Here is a 24,682-nt window from a genome sequence, read left to right on the forward strand (position 1 = left end):
CAGCTCGGATGGTGAAATTGGTAGACACGCTGGACTTAAAATCCAGTGAACAGCAATGTTCGTGCGGGTTCAAGTCCCGCTCTGAGTACATAGAGAAACCCTTCAACACTGTCGTGTTGGAGGGTTTTGTCTTTAATACAAGTCTTTATTGGGATCAATCCCAAAACCTGTGGGGAATAAAAAAGGATCAATCCTAAAACCTGTGGGGAATGAAAAAGTAAGCATAAATAGTTGTTAGTCTAAAAAGGAAAAATGTAACATTTTTAACGCCTCTAAATTGAGTTCTAAAAGCTTTTATTTTAGCATTGAACGACTCTGCAGATGCTTTTGTGCTTCTGTTATCAAAATAGTTTAGTATGGTTTGGTAATGATTTATTATAGATCTTGAGATTGTATTGAAAGACTTAAATCCAGATTGGCTTACTTTTTCATGCCATTTAGTTAATCTTGAGAGTCCAATGATTTTATCTGTTGTTTTCTCAAATATATTTCTCAACTCTTGGGCTAAATTATATGCTTTTTCGATATCGGGATATAGTTCAAATAATAGCGTGGCACGTTCTATTTGGTTTTCGGACCATTTAGATCTGTTTTTATAGAGTAAATAGCGGTTGCGAGCTAGTAGTTGTTTAAGTGTGTCTCCATTAGATAGTACTTTAGGTTCAAACTTTTTGGTGCCTTTCTAATTTTTTACTTTTAAAACCACAGAAACTACCAAGTATTTTACAATTAAAAGGTGTGGTATCGATTAATTTCTTTTAAAAAAAGCCGGAAACGCTTGTGTCATGCGGGTTCCTTCACTAGTTAATAGTGGCGGTTGTATTAAAGCTCTATTCGTATTCATGCCTTAAATTTGGTAAATAAATAGAATCTAAATCAATAAATTAAAAATCTATTAATTAATATTTTAGTGCAATTTAAATAAGTTCCTCTATATGCTTCTTGATATTGGCAGCAATTTTTGGAGTGGGTAAATCATTTTCATCTGTACCAAAAGGATCTTCGATTTCTTCTGCTATTAATTCTAGACTAGCCAATACATAAAAGATAAAAATTACAACAGCTACCACATAATAACCTAAACTAAAAGAGTATCCAAAAGGTAAAGTCATTACATAAAAGAATATAAATTTTTTCAAAAAAGCGCTGTAAGAATAAGGAATTGGCGTGTTTTTAATTCTCTCACATGCGCCACATATTTCTGTAAATGATTTTACTTCATCGTTTAATACGATCAATTGATTTCCAGAAATTACATTTGTTTTATAGAGCTCATTTATTTTTTGAAATAATATTTTAGCAACCTGATTCGGTTTGTGTTTTTCATGGTCTATTTCAAATATTGCATCATCAAACAATTCTTTACTAGTTTCTATATCCTTTAGATGCTCATCAAGAACAGTTGCGTACATGGGAATCCATTTTTTAAAGTATTCTAGATCCTCCTTATCAGTAAGCATTACCGAAAGTTTAATAGCAAAATTACGGCTATTATTTACGAGTGAGCCCCATAATTTTCTTCCTTCCCACCATCTATCATAAGCAGTATTAGTTCTAAAAACAAGTAAAAGTGAAATTACAAAACCAAGCATACCGTGCATAATGGTGATGTTCTTTACATAACTGTTGTCACTAAGTTTAAAATATTCAACTTCTAGATATCCAATAATACCAGAATAGATACCAATAGCAATCATTACCGGAAACAGTGTTCTAAACGTATCTGCTTTGTGGAATCTAAAAATAAATGTAAACCAATCTTTGGTATTGTATGAAATCATATTACTACTTAAATTTTTTAGAACACTAAATTCCCAGCCAATTCTCTAAGTGCTATTTCTGAGATTTTTCCTTGAAATTGAGCATTGTTATAACGCACTTTTGCATTCACATAATTGAGCTGTGCGGTCCTAAACTCCAGAGTTGTTATTGTTCCTATTCTAAATTTGTCAAGGGTAATATTTAAATTTTGCTTGGCTATAGCCTCATTGTTCTCTTCCAGTATAATCAACTCCAAATTTGTTAAATAGGTTTGGTAAGTAGTCGCTAGTTGTGAGTTGAGAACGAGATTTTGTTGATCGATATTCAATTTGGCATTTTCAACAAGTAATGAAGCTACTTTTTCGTTTCTTCTTTGATTGAATCCATCAAAAATATTTACTGATGCTGTAAAACCATAATTAAAACCTCGGGACTGTGCTTGAGCCACAAACCCTAAACTAGATTGACTTTCAGAAAAATTATAGGCACTATTAACTCGTATGGTTGGATACCGGCCTGCTTTAATCTGTTTTAATTCTAATTCAGCCACTCTTTTATTGATTATTTGTGCTTCTATTTGCGGGTTTTGTTTTTCTGCCAGCGCCTTTAATTCTGCTAGTTGTAACAATTTATCGACATCTAATTTATCAATAACTGTAAAGTTTGTTGTAACATCTCTTGCTAAAAGTTGGTTCAAAGCAATTTTACCATTAGCATATAATTCTTTCTGACGCAGCAAAGCTACTTGATCCGTGTTTAAATCTACTTGGGCATTCAAAACTTCAAGCTTTGATGCTTTACCAATTGTGAATCTGTTTTGAGCGAGTTGCAATCTTTGGTTTGAGATAACAATCGTAGTGTCTAATGCAGCAAGTTGCTTTTGTTGTTGCACCAAATCATAGTAAGCTGCATTTACATCGCTAATTCTAGTAATGATGGTAAGTTTAAGTTGCGCTTCTCCCAGTTTTTGTAACTCTTTTAACTGATCTCTTCTCGCAAACATGCGCATTCCGTCAAAAATGGTCCAATCTAATCCTACGCCATAGGTAAAGCTGTTGTTTTTCGCATTATCAAGTTCGTTTTTGGTTCCGTCCTGCCTTGTCTGAGAACTGTTTTGTATGCTATTATTATCAACAACATTTACAGTAAGAGTTGGCAGCATACCAGCATTTCCTTTACTTACATTAGTTTTTTGAATTAAGGAATTATTGGTTGCAATTTTAATTTCATAATTGTTTTCTAATGCAATTTTTAATGCATTTTCAAGTGTGAGAACTTCTTGAGCCTCAACTTTTGGTATAAAAAATAACAGTAAAATAAAACTGTTCAACAGTATTTTAATATGTTTCATAGGATTCTTATTTTGCTTAGATTTTTATTATAAAATCCTTTTTAATAATCTAAACAGCAATATTTTATAATTTTAATTGAAATTTTTCTCATACTCCTCAATATGATCAAATTCTGGATAATGTTTACGAGCTTTTGACCACATTAAGTAGAGTGCTGGAATTACAAATAGAGTAAGTACTAATGAAAAAATAGTTCCTCCTACAATTACAACACCCATTCCAATTCTGCTCGTAGATGCCGCTCCTAGAGATAATGCAATAGGTAAAGCACCTAGGGAAATGGCTAAACTAGTCATTAATATTGGTCGCAATCTCGCTTCTGAAGCTTCAAGAATCGCCTCTAGTTTTGGTTTTCCTTGTTCTCGTAACTGATTGGCAAATTCCACGATTAGGATTCCATTTTTGGTTACCAAACCAATAAGCATTACGGTTCCAATTTGACTAAAAATATTCCAAGTTTGATCAAATAACCATAATGAAAATAAAGCTCCGGCAACAGCCATTGGCACAGTCAAAATTATAATGAATGGATCAATAAAACTCTCAAATTGCGCTGCTAATATCAAGAATATCAACAATAAGGCAAGTCCAAAAGCGAATGCAGTATTTGAACTACTTTCAACAAAATCCCGAGATTCTCCACCCAAGTCAGTTGTAAAAGTATCGTCAAGCACTTTTGCTTTTATTTCATTCATGGCATCAATACCGTCACTAATACTTTTGCCCGGAGCAAGACCTGCAGATACTGTTGCAGCCATATAACGGTTGTTGTGGTACAATTGCGGCGGATTGCTTTTTTCCTCAATGGTCACTACATTATCCATTTGGATTAATTGTCCCATATTATTTTTTACAAACATTGAGGTTAAGTCTAAAGGTTTTGATCTATCTTCTTGATCAAATTGTCCAATTACTTGATACTGTTTTCCATTCCTCATAAAATATCCAAAACGTTGTCCGCTCAAAGAAAGTTGGAGCGTTTGTGCAATATCGATTACTGATATACCCAAACTTTCTGCTTTTTCTCTATCTATGGTAACATTGACTTCGGGTTTATTGAATTTTAAGTTTACATCACTTACAGCAAACGTAGGATTCTTAGATACTTCATCCATAAAAAGCGGAATTTTCTCTTCAAGTTTGTTAAAGTTGGGTGCTTGAATAATGTACTGAATAGGCAAACCTCCACGTCTGTTTACAGCGATGGTCGGCTGTTCTATCACTGATGTCTTTGCATCAGGATATTGTTTGGTCCACTTGGTTAATTTTTCGGCTATTTCTTTTTGAGAATTTTTTCTTTCATTGGGTTGAACCAATGATACTCTAACAAACCCACTGTTTACAGATGAAGACCCAAAACCTGGTGAAGTAATTACCAAAGCAACTTTTTTGGCAGGAATAGAATCATCAACCAATTTAGAAATTTCTTGCATGAATCGGTCCGTGTATTCATAAGAGGAACCTTCAGGAGTTGACATACGCAATACAAAACCAGAACGGTCGTCATAAGGTGCGGTTTCTTTTTGTAACAGTGAAAAAAACATGTATATCAATCCGAAACAAGCAATCAAGATTGGGAAACTCAACCATTTTTTCTTCATGAAACTGGACAATGCACTTGCATAACCATTGTTAAGTCTTTCAAAATAAGGTTCTGTACGAATGTAGAATTTTGATTTTTTTTGTTCGCCACCTTTCATTAAATAAGCATTCAACATTGGCGTAAGCGTTAAGGATACAAAAGCAGATATCAATACGGCAGCTCCTATGACTACTCCAAATTCCCGAAAGAGTCGGCCAACAAATCCTTCTAAAAAGATTACAGGAAGAAAAACCGCGGCTAATGTGATTGAAATTGAAATTACGGCAAAGAATATCTCATTTGATCCCTTAATCGCAGCTTCGATAGGTGTCATACCTTCTTCAACTTTCTTAAAGATATTTTCGGTCACCACAATTCCATCATCTACAACAAGACCTGTAGCGAGAACGATGGCTAATAAAGTCAATACATTTATGGAGAAACCAAAAAGCCACATAATAAAGAACGTAGCAATCAAGGAAACTGGAATATCAATTAAAGGTCTAAAAGCAATAGCCCAGTCTCTAAAGAATAAATAGATGATTAAAATTACTAATATTATTGAGATTCCTAATGTTTCAGCAACTTCAATAACTGATTTTTTTACAAAAATCGTATTGTCTATGGCAATGTTTAGCTGAATGTCTTTTGGTAAATCTTTTTTTAATTTTTCGAATTCTTTGTAGAAAGCGGCCGAAATATCTAAATAATTAGCACCAGGGAGCGGTACAATCGCAATTCCTACAAGAGGAGTACCTGATTGAGTCATTTTGGTTTCGGTGTTTTCAGGGCCTATGCTTGCTGTCCCTACATCACTAAAACGCACTACTTTTTCTCCTTCAGTTCGAATAATTATATTGTTAAACTCCTCGGCAGTTGAAAGATTTCCAATCGTTTTTACAGTAAGTTCTGTATTGTTTCCGGTTAATTTTCCAGATGGTAATTCTACATTTTGCTTGTTCAATGCATCTCTTACTTCGGCAACTGTACATCCGTATGCGGCCAGTTTTACGGGATCAATCCACAAGCGCATTGCATACCGTTTTTGACCCCAAATTTGAACGCCACTTACACCAGGAATTGTTTCTAGACGTTGTGAGATAACATTTTCAGCATAATCACTTAATTCTAAAGCATTACGAGTATCGCTTTGTACTGTCATTGAGATGATTGCATCTCCATTGGCATCTGCTTTTGAAACTACTGGAGGTGAATCAATATCTTGTGGTAAGTTACGCACGGCTTGTGATACTTTATCACGTACATCATTAGCCGCATCTTCAAGATTTTTATCTAAGTTAAATTCAATTGTGATGTTACTGCTCCCTTGAGCGCTGGATGATGTTACATTTCTAATACCATCAATTGAATTTATTGCTTTTTCTAGGGGCTCAGTAATTTGTGATTCAATAATATCAGCATTAGCACCAGCATAACGGGTACTGATGGATACTTGAGCAGGATCAATTGAAGGAAATTCTCGTACTCCAAGAAAGGTATAACCAATCAATCCAAACAAAACAATGGCTACATTGATTACGATGGTAAATACAGGTCTTCTAATACTAGTGGTTGATAAACTCATTTAAGGATTATAATTAAAGTTGCTAATTTAGATTTTGGTTTGCAAGATTCTAAAAGCTTTGTTTATTTGATTTTTACTTTTACGGGTGTTTCATCTTTTAAGGACATTACTCCACTTGTAATAACAGTATCTCCTGGCTTTAATCCAGATAAAACAAGTAATGAAGAAGCAGTTCTAGTAGCAGTTTCAATCATAACTTCTTTGGCTTGACCGTTACTTGTAATAAATACTTTCTTTCCTTTTTGTACTGGGATTACTGCTTCGGTAGGTACTACAATAGCATCTTTTATAATGTCTAATGGTAATTCTACGTCAGCAAAAGTACCTGGTAACAAAATTCCGTTTTTATTATCAGCAATAGCACGAACTTGAAGTGTACGTGTAGCTACTTCAACCTCTGGTTCTATGGCGTATACTTTAGCACTAAATATTTCAGTAGATCCTGCAACCTTAAAACTCAGCGAAGTGTTGTTTTTAACTTGAGTAGCATATTTTTCAGGAATAGAAAAAGTAATTTTTAATTTGCCCGTATTAACCAGTTTTGCAACAAGAATAGCAGGAGTGATGTATGTTCCTGGTGATATGGATCGTAATCCTATTTTACCAGAAAAAGGTGCTCTTACTGCTGTTTTTGCTATTTGAGCTCTAATCAATTGACTTTGTGCTTGTGCTGATTTTAAATCGGCTCGAGCCAAATCATATTCTTCTTGACTGATGGCTTCTTTTTGCAATAATAATTTTGCTCTTCGCTCATTTTCTGATGCTAAACCTTCGCGAGTAGTAGTTTGTCTTAGTTGTGCACGTAGTTCAATATCATTTACCTTGAATAAGATTTGACCTTTACTTACATTGCTTCCTTCTTGAAAATAAATTCCTTCAACAATGCCAGAAACTTCGCTTCTTATTTCAACTTGCTCATTGGCTTCTATGGATCCAGATAATGATAAATTGTTATCAAAAGTTTCTGGAGTGGCAACAATTCCAGTAACATTCATGGTTTTGCCTTTTCCTTTTGGGTCTTTAGAGTCGCCGCCTTCGCTTTTGTTTTCGCTAATACGGTATCCTATAAAACCAATAAATCCGATGAGTAACAAGGCGTAAACGAGGTGTTTTATTTTCATAATTTGAGTTATAAAGTAAGATTTAGTTGCAATAAAATAAGTTAAATTCAAAATTAACCTTTATGATTGAATATTGACTTCGTGTTAATTATTATTTAACGTTTGTATCTACAAGTATTAACAATAAAAACAAAAATGCCACTTCAAAACAAAAATGCTAAAAGAACTTTGACATAAGAAAAGCCTAAAGGTTTAATCTCTAGTTGTAAAAAAATATTATTTTTTGATAAATTATAATAATGGATTTAGAAAATGACGCTTATTCTTAAAAAGAAGCCTCAAAAGAAGATTATAATTATGCATTGTGTAAAATAGATCAAAAAGGAAATAGTTCATTTTAGACTATTTCGAATCCTAGGCATATTAAAACCGAGTATAATTTAACTGATATAGTTCCAGATATTTTTCTTTTTTGTCATATCTATAAAAACCGCGCGTAGTGCTGCATGCTCTGGTTTTTCCATGGGCGCATCGTCTTTTAATAGTTTTACGGCATAGCTACGAGCGAGAGCCAGGGTATCTCTGTCTCGAACTAAATCAGCTATTTGAAGATTTAAAACGCCACTTTGTTGTGTTCCCATAATGTCACCTGGTCCTCGGAGTTTAAGGTCTACTTCGGCAATTTCAAAACCATCGTTAGTTTGTACCATGGTTTCCATTCTTGTTTTACTATCGTTACTCAATTTATGACTTGTCATCAATATGCAGTAACTTTGTTCAGCTCCTCGACCTACACGTCCGCGTAATTGGTGTAGCTGTGATAACCCAAAACGTTCTGCACTTTCAATAATCATAACACTAGCATTGGGTACATTTACACCCACTTCAATTACGGTGGTTGCTACCATTATATTGGTTTTACCCTCAGCAAAACGCTTCATTTCAGCATCTTTATCTGCGGGTTTCATTTTTCCGTGAAGAATAGAAATGGCATATTGCGGTAAAGGAAAATCTCTTGAAATACTCTCGTAACCGTCCATTAAATCTTTGAAATCCATTTTTTCCGATTCTTGAATTAATGGGTACACAATATATATTTGGCGGCCCAAAGCAATTTCATCCCGAATAAATTTCCAGACTTTTAATCGGTTACTATCGTATCTATGAACCGTTTGTATGGGTTTACGTCCGGGGGGAAGTTCATCAATAACCGAAATATCAAGATCGCCATAAAGGCTCATGGCCAGTGTTCTAGGTATGGGAGTTGCAGTCATTACTAGAACGTGTGGAGGAACAATTTCGCCACCTTTTATTGGATCAGGATTTGATTTTTTCCACAATTTAGAGCGTTGTTCAACCCCAAAACGATGTTGTTCATCAATAACTGCAAGACCTAGATTTTTAAATTTTACTTTATCCTCTAGTAAAGCATGTGTGCCAATGAGTAGGTGCAAAGATCCATTTTCTAATTCTTCATGAATAATGCGGCGTTGAGCAATTTTTGTAGATCCTGTTAGTAATTTTATATTGATGTTTAATGATTGCGCTAGTTCTGATAATCCTATAAAATGTTGGTTGGCTAGAATTTCGGTAGGAGCCATCAAGCACGCCTGGTAGCCATTATCAAGTGCCAAAAGCATGCTCATAAAAGCTACAATGGTTTTACCAGAGCCTACATCGCCTTGTAACAAACGATTCATTTGAGCTTGGCTACCCATATCCGATCTAATTTCTTTAACGACTCTTTTTTGAGCATTTGTCAATTGAAAAGGCAAATGATTTTGGTAGAAATCATTAAAATACTGACCAACGGTAGTAAATGGGTGCCCTTTTATTTTGTGCTTTCGAACTAAGTTTTTAGTTATCAATTGCAACTGAATGAAGAATAGCTCTTCAAAGATGAGTCTGAATTTGGCTTTAGCCAATACTTCCGTATTTTTTGGGAAGTGAATGTTGAATAAAGCAGCATTTTTTGGAATTAATTTTAATTCATCAATGATTTTTGCAGGCAAAGTTTCAGTAAACAAAGCGTGCGTTTCATGAAACAATTGTTGCATGAGTTTATTAATCACTCTGTTTGTGATGCCTCTGTTTGTCAAAGTTTCAGTTGATGGATATACGGGTTGCATGGCCGATCGTAAGCTTTTTTCATGCTCGCTCAACAATTCAATTTCTGGATGCGCCATGTTGAAATTACTACCAAAAGCAGTACATTTTCCAAAAATAACACACATTTCATTAATCTTTAGGCTTTCCCTAATCCACTTGTGACCCTGAAACCACACAAGTTCCATTTGCCCTGTATCGTCAACAAAAGTAGCAACTAATCTTTTTTGGTTTTTACCAAATTCAACCGTTTTGATGTTTATAATTTTACCAATAATTTGAATTTCAGCGACAGAACCAGCACTTCTAGAATGTAGTTCATTGATTTTATAGTAGCGTGTTCGGTCAATATATCGGTTTGGAAAAAAATTCACTAAATCCTGATACTTATAGATTCCTAATTCTTTCCTAAGTAGTTCAGCCCTGTTGGGACCAACGCCTTTCAAAAATTCAATAGGGGTAAGTAAGAGGTTGTTTGACATTGAAACTTTATTAAATGAATTTATTTTAGTGGACAATTATACTAACTGTAAAAAATATACTGTTTTGATAATTTGTAAAATGCGAAGATAGTTTATTGAATGTAAATTTGGAAATGAGTTCTTTTGGAAATGGAGTAGCAATCATATATATTTGGTTCTAAAATTAAGGGGTTGTTTTTTAATGATCTTCTAAAAGCTTATTATCTAAAAAAAAAAACTACTCAAAACTCTTTTAAAAAAAAATATAAAATGACAACTCATCTCGCATTGCTTCGTGGTATAAATGTATCTGGTCACAGCATGATTAAAATGGAAGCGCTAAAATCAGCTTTAGAAGCAATAGGTTTTCATAATGTACAAACATACATTCAATCTGGTAATGTTTTTGTAGATACCATTGAGGAGAGCGGTGCAGCTGTGGGATTCAAAATTAAGCAAGAAATTTTTAAAGTTTTTGGGCATGAAGTTCCTGTTGTAGTCATCACAGAAGATGATTTAAAAAACTGTTTTAAGAACAATCCATTTTTAAAAGAAAAAGAAGTGGATACTAAGAAATTGTATGTTGCGTTTTTGTCGTCTACTTTACAAGGAAACAGTATGAATGATCTTAAAACCAGCCAGTTTAAGCCTGACGAAGCTAGTATTGATGGAAATAAAATATTTATAAAATACGCAGTAGGAGCAGGGAAAACAAGACTTGATCAAAAATATATAGAAAAAAAATTAAATGTTATTGCAACCATTAGAAATTGGAATACCGTAACGCAATTACTTCAAATTTTTGAGGATAGAAAGATTGTATAGTTCAAAATGAGGTTGTTACTATTAAAAATGTACTAACAAAAGAACCAACTTGTATAAAATTACGTATCTTTAATATTACACTTTAAAAAGAGACCCATGAAAAAAATCATAGCAATAGTTATTCTTAGTATTTCGTTGCATTCTTGTATAAAAGAACAAGAAGTCAATGGCTCCAAAGAGAATTTTAATGGGAAATGGACGCTAAGCCGTATGTCTAGTTCAAGACCTAATACTGAAACAACTGGTGAGGCAATGTCATGGCGCGAATCATACATATTTGGCAAAGACAGTACTTTTACTAAAACTCGGATTGAAAACGCAAAAAGCACAACAGTATCTGGGACTTTTTCTTTTAAAAAAGAAACTGATGGTGAATACTTAATTCTTACTCATGCAAAGAAAACGGAACTTATAGGTAGTTGCATGGGGGATTTACAAGAGATTTTGTATTTTTCTGATAAAAACACCCTATCAAGTACTTGGAAAAATTGTGACGGACCAGGTTTAGAATACAAGAAGTAATTTTACTAAATGTTATTTTTTGTGTTTTAAGTATTCAATGGAGTTTCTAAACTACTAAATTTTCTATAATTTTTTTCCATCGTAAATCCTTTGAAAATGGAATAGTTTACCTTTGAAGTATACTAAAACAGGTAGTTATCCTTTGAAGTAATTTACTTATTATTTGCTGAGAATGCTTTACTGTTTTGGTTTAACCAAAAAAATACCATGATCAAGACTGATTTGTATGACTATGAAACCGAGCGCTTGCAAGCACTTGAATCGTATTCAATTTTAGATACTTTGCAGGAAGACGAATATGATAATTTAACGTTTTTAGCTTCGCAAATTTGTGGAACACCTGTAGCTTTACTTGGCTTTGTTGATAAAACAAGACATTGGTTTAAATCAGCAATAGGAATCAATGATCGAACTCAGAATCCTAGAGAATATTCTTTTTGCACACATGCAATTCAAGAGCCTAATACTGTTTTTATCATTCCAGATGCTCGCTTGGACAGCCGCTTTGTTAATAATCCCTTGGTAACCGGAGATATGAATGTTGTTTTTTATGCAGGCGTTTCTTTGGTAAATGATGAAGGTTTTCCATTAGGGACTATTTGTGTAATTGATCATAAACCTAATTCTTTGTCGGCAAACCAGATTAAATCGTTAGAGGCCTTGTCTCAACAGACAATAAAATTACTTGAATTACGAGTTAATAAAATTAAATTAGAAAGAGCGCTTCACTCACTAGAAAACAAGAATATTGAGTTAGAACAATTTGCATATACTGCAGCTCATGATTTAAAATCTCCATTGGCTAATATCTCTGGTCTTACAGATTTTTTAATCGAAAATTACATTGACAATATTGATGAAGAAGGCATCGAAATCATTCAATTGATTAAAACTTCCTCTTTAAAATTAAGAGAAATGATAGAGAGTTTGTTGCAGTATAGTAAATCAAACAAATTGTCCCACGAAAACTACACCAACGTATCGATTTCTAAACTAGAGAAGGAACTTATTGATCTCTTTTCTTTTAATTATAATTGCAGTATTGTTATACTATCTGAGTTACAATTTATAGAAACTAATAAAACAGCATTAGAGCAAATTTTAATTAATTTAGTTTCTAATGCTATAAAATACAGTGACAAAGAACGAACCAAAATAGAAATACTCATTTCTGAAGAGGTTGATTATTATAAAATTTCAGTATCAGATAATGGCGCTGGTATTGAAAAGGAACATCAAGAAGTAATTTTTGAAATTTTTGAAGTTGCCAGTGATACAGATCGTTTTGGAGAAAAAGGTCACGGAATAGGATTGGCTACGGTTAAAAAAATAATCGACAATATGGGAGGGAGTATTATGGTTAATTCAATAATAGGATTTGGTTCTACCTTTGATTTTACTTTGGCGAAAGCCGAAAAAAAATAATATTCAATGGTTACCTTTTTAAAGATTTACTGGAATTAAATCACAATACCAAAACCCGAAGTCATACACACTTTCATCAGAAGTATCACAAGCCGTATTAGACGATTCATTTTTTGCTGGTTTTTCATATTTTCTATAGACAATTTCCCCTTTTTCGAATAGTATAGGTGTAGAGAATATTGGTCCATCATAGGTAAAAGTATGAAACTCTCCGTTTTCTCCACATACATCAACATCGTTAGGCAAATCATTCAAAAAATCTTGATCTATAGTTCTACCTACAAAACTTTTGTCTAAAAACCGTTCGTTTACACAAACAACAATGGTTTTAAAACCTAGTGCAAGAAATTCTTGGATTAAGTCATGAGTTGGTATTTTCCAGAGCGGGAAAACGCCTTTTAATTCCATTTCAGCTAGTTTGTCTTCGCGATATTTGCGTAAATCTTCTAGAAAAATATCTCCAAAAATAGAATGTGTGATGCCTTGTTCTATGCACTTTTGTAAGGTGATTTTTATAGCTTCTTCATACGCTTCCATAGTTGGCATTTCAGGAATTTGCATGATTTCAAGAGGCAATCCTATACTTTTTGCCTGTTGTTCAAGCAGTGTCACACGCACTCCATGCATAGAAACGCGCTGGTATAAATGGTTTACACTTGTAAGTAGTGTTATGATTTCAAGAGTAGGGTCTTGTAGTGACTTGTATAATGCTAGTGCGGAGTCTTTACCACTGCTCCAGTTAAAAAGGGCTTTGTTTTTCATACGATTTAGTTATCCAAAAGTTTTGACGAAATATAAACGAATTTCATTCAGAAAACCTTTGTAACTTTGGATTTTAAAGGATTATTAAGCAATGAAAAAAGTTCTATTTTTATTATTTTCAACAGTTGCCATAGCACAGCAATCAAATCACGTTGATTTTATAACTGCTTTGGGCAAAGTTACAATAAATGATACTTCAAAAATTGTAGAGGGTACAGTAGAATTTGAATTTAAGGTGTTAAATTCAATTGACACCATAAAAATTGACGCTCAAAATATGGAGTTTTCTAATGTGAAACTAAATGATAAACCGGTTCCATTTATAAATACTCGTAAAGAAATGCAAATTGTTTTTCCGTTTGTTAAAGGAAATAACAACTTGACTTTTGATTATCAGGCAAAACCCAAACAAGCCATGTATTTCATAGGTTCAAAAGCAACAGATGATTTACAGATATGGACTCAAGGGCAAGGAAAGTATACTAGTAATTGGTTTCCAAGTTTTGATGATGTAAATGAAAAAGTAGTGTTTAATTTGGATATTATTTTTGATAATAGATATCAAGTTTTGTCGAATGGGGTATTAAAAAAACAATCCAATCAAGGCGAAACCAAAAAATGGGAATATCGAATGGAAAAACCGATGAGTTCGTATTTGTTGATGTTAGCTATTGGGAAATTTAAAAAACAAACGCAGCGATCAAAATCAGGTGTGCCACTAGAATTGTACTTGGAAGAAAAAGACAGCCTCCTTTATGAAACAACCTACAAGCATACCCAAAAAATATTTGATTTTTTAGAAAAAGAAATAGGTTTTCCTTATCCGTGGCGTGTTTATAGACAAGCACCTGTGAAAGATTTTCTTTACGCGGGCATGGAGAATACAAGTGCAACCTTATTCAATATGCGCTATGTTGTGGATGCTATAGGGTTTAAAGACCGCAGTTACTTGAACGTGAATGCGCATGAGTTAGCGCACCAATGGTTTGGCAACTTGATTACAGCAGAAACGGGTACACATCACTGGTTGCAAGAAGGCTTTGCGACCTATTTCGCATTACTAGCGGAACGTAATATTTATGGAGATGATTATTTTTATCATGCCTTATATGAAACAGCGCAGCAATTAAAATTTGCATCCAGAACAGATACTATTCCGGTTTTAAATCCAAAGGCAAGTTCACTCACTTTTTACCAAAAAGGAGCTTGGGCGCTTTTTGTGGTTCATGAAACTTTAGGAGATAAAGATTTCAAGAAAGTGATTAAAAACTATCTCCAAAAGAACGCATTTCAAAACGTAAATACACAAGATTTTTTTAATGAGATTACAAAGGTTTCAAAATTTAATACTGAAAATTTTAGTAAAGTATGGCTAGAAACCACAGCATTTAATACATTAGAAGCTAACGAATTGTTGCTGAAAAATAAATCAATTCAAGAGCTTTTTGAAGTGAACAAACTAAAGAATGCACCGTTTCAAGAAAAGAGACATTACCTAGAAAAAGTAATGCAATCAGATGTTTATTTTAAAGTCAAAGAAGCAGTTTTAAGTCAAATTCAAAATGAAAGTTGGAGCGATAAAATTAAACTCTATGAAATGGCTTTAAGTTCTAATAATACATCTGTACGTCAATTGCTGGCCGCCATAGTCTCTACTATTCCAGAAAACTTTAGATTGCAGTATGAAACCTTGCTTTTAGATGCATCTTATGAAACCCAAGAAATTGCATTGACCACTTTATGGAATAATTTCCCGAATCATCGAACACGCTATTTGGATGTATCCAAAAACTGGATTGGTTTTAAAGATTTAAACCTTCGAATTGTTTGGCTTTCACTGGCGCTGGCAACACCAAACTATGTTTCGGATCAAGATAATTTGCAAAAGGAATTGATATCCTACGCGTCTCCAATTTACGAAGCAAGTATGAGGCAAAATGCATTAGAACAGCTTTTACTGAATCAAATTTTGAGTGATGAAGTGTTACGAAGTCTAGTAAATGCAACCACTCATCATGCATGGCAGTTTTCTAAATTTGGTCGAGATACAATCCGAAAATTGATAAAAAATTCAGAAATAAGAATTGTTTTTCAAACCTTGCAACCCACGCTGCTAGAACAAGAAAGGTTACAATTGCAACGGTTATTAAATGAATAGTTTATGAAGTTGAAACTAATTGGTTACCACAACTCACTTACTTCGTTTTTTAGGTAAGCCAGCGCAGCATTACTTGGAGATTGTTTGTCTAGTAAATCATTTAAGATTTTTTCTCGCATGGCGTCAGCATTTACAATATCTTCGGTTCTACTTACTTTGCGAATCATTTGAATCGTACTGTTCTTTGCAGTCAAAATAATAGTCCAAGAAGCATCGGATAGATACAATTGTTGGGTTAAATTATGTTCAAACTCTTGTTCAATTTGCGAGATAATCAAGTTTTCATAGTCACTTTTTTCTTGAGAAATAGGAGCAACTCTCAACAACATTTTAGTGGGATTGATACGCTCCAAGAATAACACCATGCGCTCGTATGCTTGAATTCTTTGCGGAAAAGCTAGTTTTTGATTTTCTTTTTGAATCAACCATCTTCGGGTATTTTGTTGATCTTTGAAATAAGATATAAAAATAGAATAAGCAACACCTCCAGTAATCAATGAGGGTAATGTATAAGCCAGTATTTCAAGAATTTTTGTCATGTTTCTATTTTCTAATTTTTTGCAACAAAAATATACTTTTTTAATCATAAATCAACCCCTGTTTAAACGAATAACTGCAAATGGAATCTTATTTTTGCATACAATTCTTTAGAAAATAATAAGACAACTCAATGGATTCATATATTTTACCATTATTATGTTTGGCAGCATTCGTGGCCGGTTTTATTGACGCAGTAGTAGGAGGAGGTGGTCTTATTCAAACTCCTATGGGACTTGTTTTATTGCCGAGTTTATCCGTTTCAACGGTTATCGGTACTCTAAAAGTTCCAGCTTTTAGCGGAACATCTTTTGCGGCTTATCAATATTTAAAAAAAGTAACTTTAAACTGGAAATTACTCGCTGTAATGATGGTATTAGCATTTCCTTCTGCCTTTTTAGGATCTACCATGCTCACGTATGTAAGCAATGATTTTATGAAACCAGTGCTCTTAGTTGTTTTGTCATTGTTAGTGGTGTATACTTTTGCAAAAAAGAACTTTGGTCAACATATTGAGAAAAATCAATCCACAAGAACCCAAATTGCGAATGCAATAGGAATAAGTTTTGTGATAGGGATGTATGATGGTTTTATTGGGCCTGGAACGGGAAGTTTTTTGGTTGTTGCCTTTATAGTTATCATGGGTTTTGATTTTTTGCATGCTTCCGCTAATGCTAAAATGGTCAATTTAGCAACAAACTTTGGATCTATTTGTTTGTTTATTTATAAAGGAAAAATTATTTGGTCTATAGCTTTACCTATGGCTGTATGCAATGCTTTAGGAGGCTGGCTTGGTGCAAAAGTTGCTATAAATAAGGGAAATTCCTTTATTAGGATCTTCTTTTTGATTGTCGTAGTGGGTACATTAATCCGTTTTGCTTATGATGTTTTTTGGAAATGAAAAGCAAGTAATTCAAAGCATTTAGATTCAAATATACAAATGCAAATGTTGTCGTATTTACATCTAAAACTTCGTTCAAATTCGTTATTTTTGCTTTACAAAATATACAATTATCCATGCAGAATTATATAGATCAACTTAATGAAGCCCAACGTGAACCTGTTTTACAAAAAGATGGTCCCATGATCATTATTGCTGGTGCAGGCTCAGGAAAAACTAGGGTGTTGACCATAAGAATTGCTTACCTCATGCATCAAGGAATTGACGCATTTAGCATCCTTTCTCTAACATTTACCAATAAAGCAGCTCGTGAGATGAAAAAAAGAATCTCAGATATTGTAGGAGCTGGTGAGGCCAAAAACTTATGGATGGGTACTTTTCACTCGGTTTTTGCCCGTATTTTAAGGTCAGAGGCTGAGCATTTAGGATATCCATCTAACTTTACTATTTACGATTCGCAGGATTCTCTAAGAGCAATTTCGGGAATTATTAAAGAAATGCAGCTGGATAGAGATGTGTACAAACCCAAACAGGTTTTAGGTCGTATTTCTAATTTTAAAAATAGTTTAATAACGGTTAAAGCCTACTTTAACAATCCGGAATTACAGGAAGCCGATGCGATGTCTAAAAAACCTAGAATGGGCGAAATTTATCAAAATTATGTAGACCGCTGCTTTAAAGCAGGTGCTATGGATTTTGATGATTTGTTATTAAAAACTAACGAGTTGCTTACACGATTCCCAGAAGTATTAGCCAAGTACCAAAACCGTTTTAGATACATACTTGTTGATGAGTACCAAGATACGAATCACTCTCAATATTTAATTGTAAGAGCTTTATCAGATAAATTTCAAAATATTTGCGTTGTGGGAGATGATGCTCAAAGTATTTATGCTTTTCGAGGTGCAAACATCAATAACATTCTTAATTTCCAAAAGGATTACGAGGGTGTAAAAACTTTTAGACTAGAGCAAAATTACCGTTCCACAAAAAATATTGTTGAAGCCGCAAATACCATAATCGATAAAAATAAGGTAAAGCTAGATAAGATTGTTTGGACCGCAAATGATTTTGGACCCAAAATAAAAGTTCATAGAAGCTTAACAGATAATGAAGAAGGGCGCTTTGTGGCAAGTACTATTTGGGAACAAAAAATGCAGCAACAACTTACTAATGGGGCATTTGCTATTTTATACAGAACCAATGCGCAATCTCGTGCTATGGAAGATGCTTTGAGAAAAAGAGACATCCCTTATCGTATTTATGGAGGCTTATCTTTTTACCAAAGGAAAGAGGTAAAAGATGTTTTGTGCTATCTTAGACTTGTTATTAATCCTAAGGACGAAGAAGCGTTAATGCGTGTGATTAATTATCCTGCAAGAGGAATAGGAAATACAACTATTGAAAAGCTAACCATTGCTGCAAATCATTACAAGCGTTCTATTTTTGAGGTGATGCAAAATATTGAACGAATTGATTTAAAATTAAACTCGGGAACCAAACAAAAACTATTGGATTTTGTAACCATGGTGCAGAGTTTTCAGGCCATTAATGAAAATCAAGATGCCTTTTATCTTGCCGAACATGTAGCTAAAAAAACAGGTTTAATTCAAGAACTTAAGAAAGACGCTACCCCTGAGGGAATGGCTAAGATTCAAAATATTGAAGAACTGTTAAACGGTATCAAGGACTTTACCGAAGGCCAAGTTGAGGTTGATGGCGCCAGAGGATCTCTAGCGGAGTTTATGGAAGATGTAGCCTTGGCAACAGATTTAGACAAAGATACTAGTGACGAAGACCGTGTGGCGCTTATGACGATTCACTTGGCAAAAGGATTAGAATTCCCTCATGTTTTTGTGGTGGGAATGGAAGAAGATTTGTTTCCAAGTGCCATGAGTATGAGTACGCGAAGCGAACTTGAAGAAGAACGTCGTTTGTTTTACGTAGCGCTCACTAGGGCTGAGCATCAAGCGTATTTAACCTACTCTCAATCTAGATACCGCTGGGGTAAATTAACTGATAGTGAACCCTCTCGATTTATTGAAGAAATTGACAGTCAATATCTGGAATACATGACACCTCCAGAAAATAATTATAGGTACAAACCCATGATTGATAGTGATATCTTTGGGGATATTGATAAATCTAAATTACGTCTTGCAAAGCCATCGAATGGAGTTCCTCCCGTTAAAAATAACACTGAACCAGAACGTAATAATGAAATTACAATTCGAAAATTAAAACCTTTAAATAGTAATGCGCCCTCAACTAATACAGGAATGCTTGATTCTGGTCTCATTGCTGGTAAAATTGTCATGCATGAACGTTTTGGCAAAGGCGAAGTTTTAAATTTAGAAGGAGTAGGAGCTGATAAAAAAGCCGAAATCAAATTTGAAGTTGGAGGTATAAAAAAATTACTATTACGATTTGCCAAGCTTAATATCATAGAATAAGATTTAAAATTAATCTTTTAAAGAGAATTTGAAATTCTTAATTAAAGCAACTTATACATATAAAAAATGGCTCAATTTATTAAAATATACGAAAATAATCCAAACGAAGCTGCAATAGCAAAAGTGGTAAAAACACTTCGTGATGGAGGGCTAGTTATTTATCCTACAGATACAGTGTATGGTTTGGGTTGCGATATTACTAACACCAAGGCTCTTGAACGTATTGCAAAAATCAAAGGAATCAAGCTTGATAAAGCAAACTTCTCTTTTATTTGTCACGATTTAAGTAACCTATCAGATTATGTAAAGCAGATAGATACACCCACATTCAAGATTTTAAAGAGAGCACTTCCTGGACCGTATACTTTTATCTTGCCAGGTAATAATAATTTACCAAAAGAGTTTAAAAAGAAAACTACAGTAGGAATCAGAGTTCCAAACAACAGTATAGTTCTTGAAATAGTAAAACAACTTGGGAATCCTATAGTCTCTACCTCAATAAGAGATGAAGATGATGTAATTGAATATACAACTGATCCTGAATTAATATTTGAGAAATGGCAAAACCTTGTAGACCTTGTTATTGATGGGGGGTACGGAGATAATGTAGGATCTAGTATAATAGATTTGTCTGGAGATGAGCCTATTGTGATTAGAGAAGGAAAAGGTGATTTGAGTATTATATAAAGAGCTTATGATGACATTTTTAAGGGTAATTTTAGTTTTTTTTTTAGTGCAAAATACTGTTGCGCAATCTATTTCTGGTAAAGTTGTAGATGAAAAATCAAAACCTATTGCGGCTGTAAATGTTTATTTTGATGGAACAACAATAGGTACTCTAACAGATAAAAACGGAAATTTCACTCTTAATTTTGGTGCTAAATTAAATAGCATTTTAGTTATAAGCTGTTTAGGATATAATCCAGAGTATATCACTAATTTCAAACCAAATGAGTTCTTAAACATAAAACTTAATATGTCTGTTAATGTACTCCGTGAAGTGGTGGTACAGCGTGATGGTTTTACAAGAGCACAAAAGATGGAGGTTTTTAAAAAGCAATTTTTAGGAACTACAAAACATGGAAAAAGTACCGTTATTGAAAACGAAGAAGATATTTATTTTGCGTATGATGCCAAGACAAAAGTTCTAGAAGCTTTTGCAGATAATCCTTTGCGAATTATTAATAATTCTCTAGGATATAAGATCAACTACCAACTCGTTAAATTTGATTGCAAGTTATATCCATGGAAATCTAAGCCTAAAGCGGTCAGAAATTGTTACTATGCTGGTCTTACTCGATTTGAAAGTATATCAAAGCAAGATAAAATTAAGAAAAAAAGAGATGCTGTTTACGATGGTTCTCGTTTGCATTTTTTTAGAAGCGTAGCAGCTAACAATTGGAAAAATGATGGTTTTAGATTGTTTAGAAAGAGTTGGGAAGTAAATCCTATAGCTTTTTTTGCAGTTAAAGATACTCTTGATTTTAAGAAGATTACGGTTACTACTAATAAAAACCAACCTTCAATCATGAAAATTTTAGCTGAATTTGATTTATTACGTAAAGGGGATCAATCCAAAATAATTTTTGAAACTTCAACTTTTTATGTTGACAAATTTGGAAATAATTCTCACTCAGACAAAATTTATTTTTCAGGTCCCATGAGCGAACAAAAAGTGGGAGATATGCTTCCTTTGGATTATAGAATCAATTAATTACAATCTAAACAAAACAGATAGTTAATCAAAAGGGAATTGCGAGAATCTGTTTTTAGAGCCTTTTTTAGAAAAAAAAGAATATCAGTAATCTACTATTTGATATTCTATGAATAGATTAGCATAAATCATAATAGTTAAGATCTAAAAAAGAGTAAAAAATTGTTTTACTTTTTTCTAATTAGATTAGTTCAGCCTATTATTAACCAACTTATTTAGTATTACGCTTCCACACTTTAACCAACTCATACCATAATACTGAAACTGCACCAACTCCAGTGGCAATCAATACTTGATTCACGGTAAGATGTTCAAATTGAAAAAAATTGGTGAGTCGTTTTAGATAAAGCAACAATCCTGTAATAGCAACAGTAATTCCTGTAATTATGAAAACCAAATTGTTTTTATATTTTAAAGTAGTCAAAATAGAATAATAAAAAGAACGGTTTATTAGAGTTAAAAATACATTTGAAGTTACTAAAACCAAGAAAACCATTGTACGTGTGATGTTTTCATTAAACCCATTGTATACCGAAAATTGATAAACAGATAAAGTTCCTATTGTAATAATTAAACCCTGAAGTATACTTGTAGAAAGTTCTTTCCAACTAAAAAATGTAGTTGTAAATGGTCTTGGTTTTTGTGTCATTGTATTCTTTTCCATAGGCTCATTTTCATATACTATGGAGCAAGTTGGCCCCATAACTAATTCTAAAAATATAATGTGAATGGGTGAAAAAATATTGGGATAAATCCATCCTAATGCCAAAGGGATAAATACGGTAAGTATAATGGGAATATGTATGGATATGATAAATTGTATTGCTTTTTTTAAATTTGAAAAGATTTTTCTACCCATTGCGATAGCATCTACCATTTTTGATAAATCATCATTGATTAAAATAAGGGAAGCGGCTTGTTTAGCAATTTCGGTGCCTTTTTTTCCCATTGCAATGCCTATATGAGCAGCTTTTAGTGCAGGACCATCGTTGACACCATCTCCAGTCATGGCCACAATTTCTGAATTCGATTTTAGTGCATTTATGATTTTTAATTTTGCCTCCGGAAACATTCTGGTAAATAAATTGATTTCTGAAACTTGTTTTTTGAATTCTTTATCCGATAATTGCATTAATTCGTCACCAGAAATACTTTTCTCATAGCCTATAAATCCTATTTGTTTTGCTATTGATGAAGTGGTTTCGGCATTGTCTCCAGTGATGATTTTTACTTTAATTCCTGCTTTATAAAAATGTTGCAACACGAGATGGATATTTTTCTTTGGCGGATCATAAAAAGCTACTAATCCATAGAATTCAAATTGAAATTCTTGTTGGGTTTTGGGATAATTTTTTCCTTCAAAAATAGCTTTTCCAACGGCTAAAATTCGATACCCTTCAGTTGATAATGCCTTTATTGCGTTTAAGATTGCAGCTTTATCTTCATTCGAAAGTTTTGAAATGGCCATAATAGCTTCTGAAGCACCTTTAGCAGCAATGATCATTTCTCCGGCTTTGTTTTCAAAAATATGGGTCATCATAGGAGGTTTTCCAGATAATGGATATTCATGAACCATTTTAAAAACTGGCCTTTGATCCTTTTCAATAACTTTAGAATAGATTTCGTGCAAGGCAATTTCCATTGGATCAAATGGAACGGGTTCACTTGCCCACATGGAGGTGGTAATTAATTCTTTTTCTTCATTGGATAATTCATTTTCAATAGCTGTAATTTTTTGAGATTTGAGTGTAAATATTTTAGCGAGACTCATTTTATTTTCGGTAATCGTTCCTGTTTTGTCAATGCAAATTACTGTAGCGCTTCCTAAAGTTTCTACAGTCTTCATTTGTTTAACGATAATTCCATTTTCCATCATTCGCCAAGCACCAAGAGCCATAAATGTGGTAAATGCAATAGGAATTTCTTCGGGTAAAACACTCATAGCAAGTGTTAATGCTTTGAGCAAGCTGTCTAATATATTACGAGAATTTAAAAAGTTTATTACCCAAACAATCACAAAAATTACGGCTCCTGCAATAGCCATTTTTTTTACAAAATTGCCAATTTGAACTTCTAAGGGCGTTTTCTCTTCTTGAATTTCTTCTAGGCTTTTACCTATTTTACCTAATTTTGTTTCACTGCCAATAGCAGTAATGGTTACAATTGCTAGTCCGCTTGCTACGGTTGTCCCTTGATAAATAGTGTTATCTTTTGTAGATTTGTCTTTGGTAACCGACATAGATTCTCCTGTGAGGATAGATTCATTTACAGAAAAATCATTAGAGGATTCAATAATTCCATCAGCTGCAATTGCATTTCCTTCTTCAATTAATAAACTGTCACCTATTACTAATTCTTCTGTCTTTATTTCAATTACTTCACTATTTCTAATGACTTTACATTTGGGTTTTGTAAAATCTTTTAATTTTTCTAAAGCGTTGTGACTTCTTGCTTTTTGATAAGATGAAATTGTAGCTATCAAAATAATTGCTGAAGCTAAAAAAATACTATCCGAAGTTTTTCCGCTTACGAAATAAATAGTTGATGCTACCAACAATAAAATTGTCATAGGATCTTTAACAATCTGGATTAAGCCATTTAAAAACATATTGGTTTTTTTATAGACCGTTTTATTCTGACCGTATTTTTCTCTTGCTTCAACTACTTGCGAATCTGATAAACCATTAATATTAAACGTATTAGAATTCATAGAAATATTTGTTGATATGGAGGATTTTAGTTTAAATAATAGATTGAATTACAACAATAAATACTCCTTTTTCTAGATTGCATAAGTTTCCATTTTGCGATATGTTTTTACAATCCAATATTTAATTTACTTCTTGTAGTGAATAATAATCTTTTTCTAAAATTATTGTTTTTTTTTTAATCTTTAGTAGTTATTCTTGATTTTTAACATTAAGCATAAAGTTAGTAGTATCTGAAGTTGTTCCGTACCCATCAACCAAAGTTCCTCTTTCACCAGTATTGCATTCAATGATATAGATGATGGAACTGTATTCAGGATTTGATGCACCTTCAAAACGATAGAAATGAACTATTCTAACTTCATTACTTCGGAACTGATTTTCGGTTTTCAATGAAACCATTTTTTTCCGTTGACTTCAAATTGGGAATGAAATCCGAGTTTTTCAACAGCAGTTATTACCATAACCAGACTATCCTTTTTTACTTTTTCCATTGTTTGATACTATTTACTTTATATGTTTTACGACTCTGTCAATCAATGTGTCAATTTCATAAAACTTTGCTTCAAAAAATTTTTGTTTGGCATTTAAATCAAGTTCTTCAGTAAACCTGCGTACCTTATTAGTTTTGGTATCTATAACAGTGTTTTGACCCCTATAAAACAAGAGTATTATTCTAAATTTCGATTATTATTTATGCGGTTAATTTTTTCATTAAAATTAGATGCTTGTCCTGGTTCCATTTCTCTATTGGTGTAATGCGTCCTAA

General features: G+C 33.2%; 17 protein-coding genes, 1 tRNA gene and 1 pseudogene. 9 read left to right on the top strand and 10 right to left on the bottom strand.

Annotation, left to right across the window (positions count from 1 at the left end):
• The first annotated feature begins 2 nt into the window (after window positions 1-2).
• Window positions 3-88 (top strand) — tRNA-Leu (locus FJV36_RS09280).
• Window positions 89-193: 105 nt separating this feature from the next.
• Here the strand turns inward: FJV36_RS09280 and FJV36_RS09285 are convergent.
• The 6 genes and pseudogenes from FJV36_RS09285 to recG all read right to left on the bottom strand — a co-directional run.
• Window positions 194-625 (bottom strand): annotated as a pseudogene (locus FJV36_RS09285) (transposase); the annotation flags it as partial.
• A 292-nt stretch (window positions 626-917) separates the two neighbouring features.
• On the bottom strand, window positions 918-1,781 hold the full coding sequence (locus FJV36_RS09290) for a bestrophin family protein (RefSeq protein ID WP_158728242.1): 864 nt from the start codon (window positions 1,779-1,781) through the stop codon (window positions 918-920).
• Window positions 1,782-1,798: 17 nt separating this feature from the next.
• On the bottom strand, window positions 1,799-3,112 hold the full coding sequence (locus tag FJV36_RS09295; RefSeq protein ID WP_158728241.1) for a TolC family protein: 1,314 nt from the start codon (window positions 3,110-3,112) through the stop codon (window positions 1,799-1,801).
• Window positions 3,113-3,184: 72 nt separating this feature from the next.
• On the bottom strand, window positions 3,185-6,280 hold the full coding sequence (locus tag FJV36_RS09300; RefSeq protein ID WP_158728240.1) for an efflux RND transporter permease subunit: 3,096 nt from the start codon (window positions 6,278-6,280) through the stop codon (window positions 3,185-3,187).
• 62 nt (window positions 6,281-6,342) lie between these two features.
• The gene (locus FJV36_RS09305; RefSeq protein WP_158728239.1) at window positions 6,343-7,401 is read right to left on the bottom strand and encodes an efflux RND transporter periplasmic adaptor subunit; all 1,059 of its coding nucleotides are present in this window, start codon (window positions 7,399-7,401) and stop codon (window positions 6,343-6,345) included.
• A gap of 380 nt (window positions 7,402-7,781) precedes the next feature.
• Window positions 7,782-9,929: an ATP-dependent DNA helicase RecG gene (gene recG / locus FJV36_RS09310; RefSeq protein WP_158728238.1), complete on the bottom strand. Its 2,148-nt coding sequence runs from the start codon at window positions 9,927-9,929 to the stop codon at window positions 7,782-7,784.
• Window positions 9,930-10,178: 249 nt separating this feature from the next.
• On the opposite strand from recG, the gene FJV36_RS09315 reads away from it, so the two are divergent.
• From FJV36_RS09315 to FJV36_RS09325, 3 genes are all read left to right on the top strand, one after another.
• Window positions 10,179-10,733 (top strand): DUF1697 domain-containing protein, encoded by a 555-nt coding sequence (locus FJV36_RS09315; protein ID WP_158728237.1) that lies wholly within the window; start codon window positions 10,179-10,181, stop codon window positions 10,731-10,733.
• A gap of 96 nt (window positions 10,734-10,829) precedes the next feature.
• Window positions 10,830-11,255, top strand: a complete 426-nt coding sequence (locus FJV36_RS09320; RefSeq protein ID WP_158728236.1) for a hypothetical protein — start codon at window positions 10,830-10,832, stop codon at window positions 11,253-11,255.
• Window positions 11,256-11,462: 207 nt separating this feature from the next.
• A complete protein-coding gene (locus tag FJV36_RS09325; protein ID WP_158728235.1) occupies window positions 11,463-12,680 on the top strand; it encodes an ATP-binding protein in 1,218 nt (405 codons plus the stop codon).
• Window positions 12,681-12,698: 18 nt separating this feature from the next.
• Here the strand turns inward: FJV36_RS09325 and FJV36_RS09330 are convergent, their stop codons facing one another.
• The gene (locus FJV36_RS09330; protein ID WP_158728234.1) at window positions 12,699-13,442 is read right to left on the bottom strand and encodes a diphthine--ammonia ligase; all 744 of its coding nucleotides are present in this window, start codon (window positions 13,440-13,442) and stop codon (window positions 12,699-12,701) included.
• A 91-nt stretch (window positions 13,443-13,533) separates the two neighbouring features.
• Here FJV36_RS09330 and FJV36_RS09335 point away from each other — a divergent pair, with 91 nt between their 5' ends.
• Entirely contained in the window at window positions 13,534-15,600 is a 2,067-nt protein-coding gene (locus FJV36_RS09335) for a M1 family metallopeptidase (RefSeq protein WP_158728233.1), read from the top strand.
• A gap of 23 nt (window positions 15,601-15,623) precedes the next feature.
• Here the strand turns inward: FJV36_RS09335 and FJV36_RS09340 are convergent, their stop codons facing one another.
• The gene (locus FJV36_RS09340; RefSeq protein WP_176330691.1) at window positions 15,624-16,139 is read right to left on the bottom strand and encodes a hypothetical protein; all 516 of its coding nucleotides are present in this window, start codon (window positions 16,137-16,139) and stop codon (window positions 15,624-15,626) included.
• 131 nt (window positions 16,140-16,270) lie between these two features.
• On the opposite strand from FJV36_RS09340, the gene FJV36_RS09345 reads away from it, so the two are divergent.
• The 4 genes from FJV36_RS09345 (at window position 16,271) to FJV36_RS09360 (ending at window position 21,205) form a co-directional block, all read left to right on the top strand.
• Window positions 16,271-17,038 (top strand): TSUP family transporter, encoded by a 768-nt coding sequence (locus tag FJV36_RS09345; RefSeq protein ID WP_158981039.1) that lies wholly within the window; start codon window positions 16,271-16,273, stop codon window positions 17,036-17,038.
• 116 nt (window positions 17,039-17,154) lie between these two features.
• Window positions 17,155-19,491 carry an ATP-dependent helicase gene (locus tag FJV36_RS09350; RefSeq protein ID WP_158728231.1) on the top strand — a complete coding sequence of 779 codons (2,337 nt, stop codon included), beginning with the start codon at window positions 17,155-17,157 and terminating at the stop codon, window positions 19,489-19,491.
• 66 nt (window positions 19,492-19,557) lie between these two features.
• Window positions 19,558-20,178 carry an L-threonylcarbamoyladenylate synthase gene (locus FJV36_RS09355; protein WP_158728230.1) on the top strand — a complete coding sequence of 207 codons (621 nt, stop codon included), beginning with the start codon at window positions 19,558-19,560 and terminating at the stop codon, window positions 20,176-20,178.
• A 7-nt stretch (window positions 20,179-20,185) separates the two neighbouring features.
• A complete protein-coding gene (locus FJV36_RS09360) occupies window positions 20,186-21,205 on the top strand; it encodes a carboxypeptidase-like regulatory domain-containing protein (protein WP_158728229.1) in 1,020 nt (339 codons plus the stop codon).
• Between the two features lie 211 nt (window positions 21,206-21,416).
• On the opposite strand, the gene FJV36_RS09365 is transcribed toward FJV36_RS09360, so the two are convergent.
• Complete coding sequence (locus tag FJV36_RS09365; RefSeq protein WP_158728228.1) at window positions 21,417-23,915, bottom strand: cation-translocating P-type ATPase; 2,499 nt, start codon at window positions 23,913-23,915, stop codon at window positions 21,417-21,419.
• A gap of 190 nt (window positions 23,916-24,105) precedes the next feature.
• The gene (locus FJV36_RS09370; protein ID WP_158728227.1) at window positions 24,106-24,315 is read right to left on the bottom strand and encodes a hypothetical protein; all 210 of its coding nucleotides are present in this window, start codon (window positions 24,313-24,315) and stop codon (window positions 24,106-24,108) included.
• Between the last annotated feature and the right edge of the window lie 367 nt (window positions 24,316-24,682).

Source organism: Flavobacterium sp. I-STPP5a (assembly GCF_009764685.1).
Taxonomy (GTDB): domain Bacteria; phylum Bacteroidota; class Bacteroidia; order Flavobacteriales; family Flavobacteriaceae; genus Flavobacterium.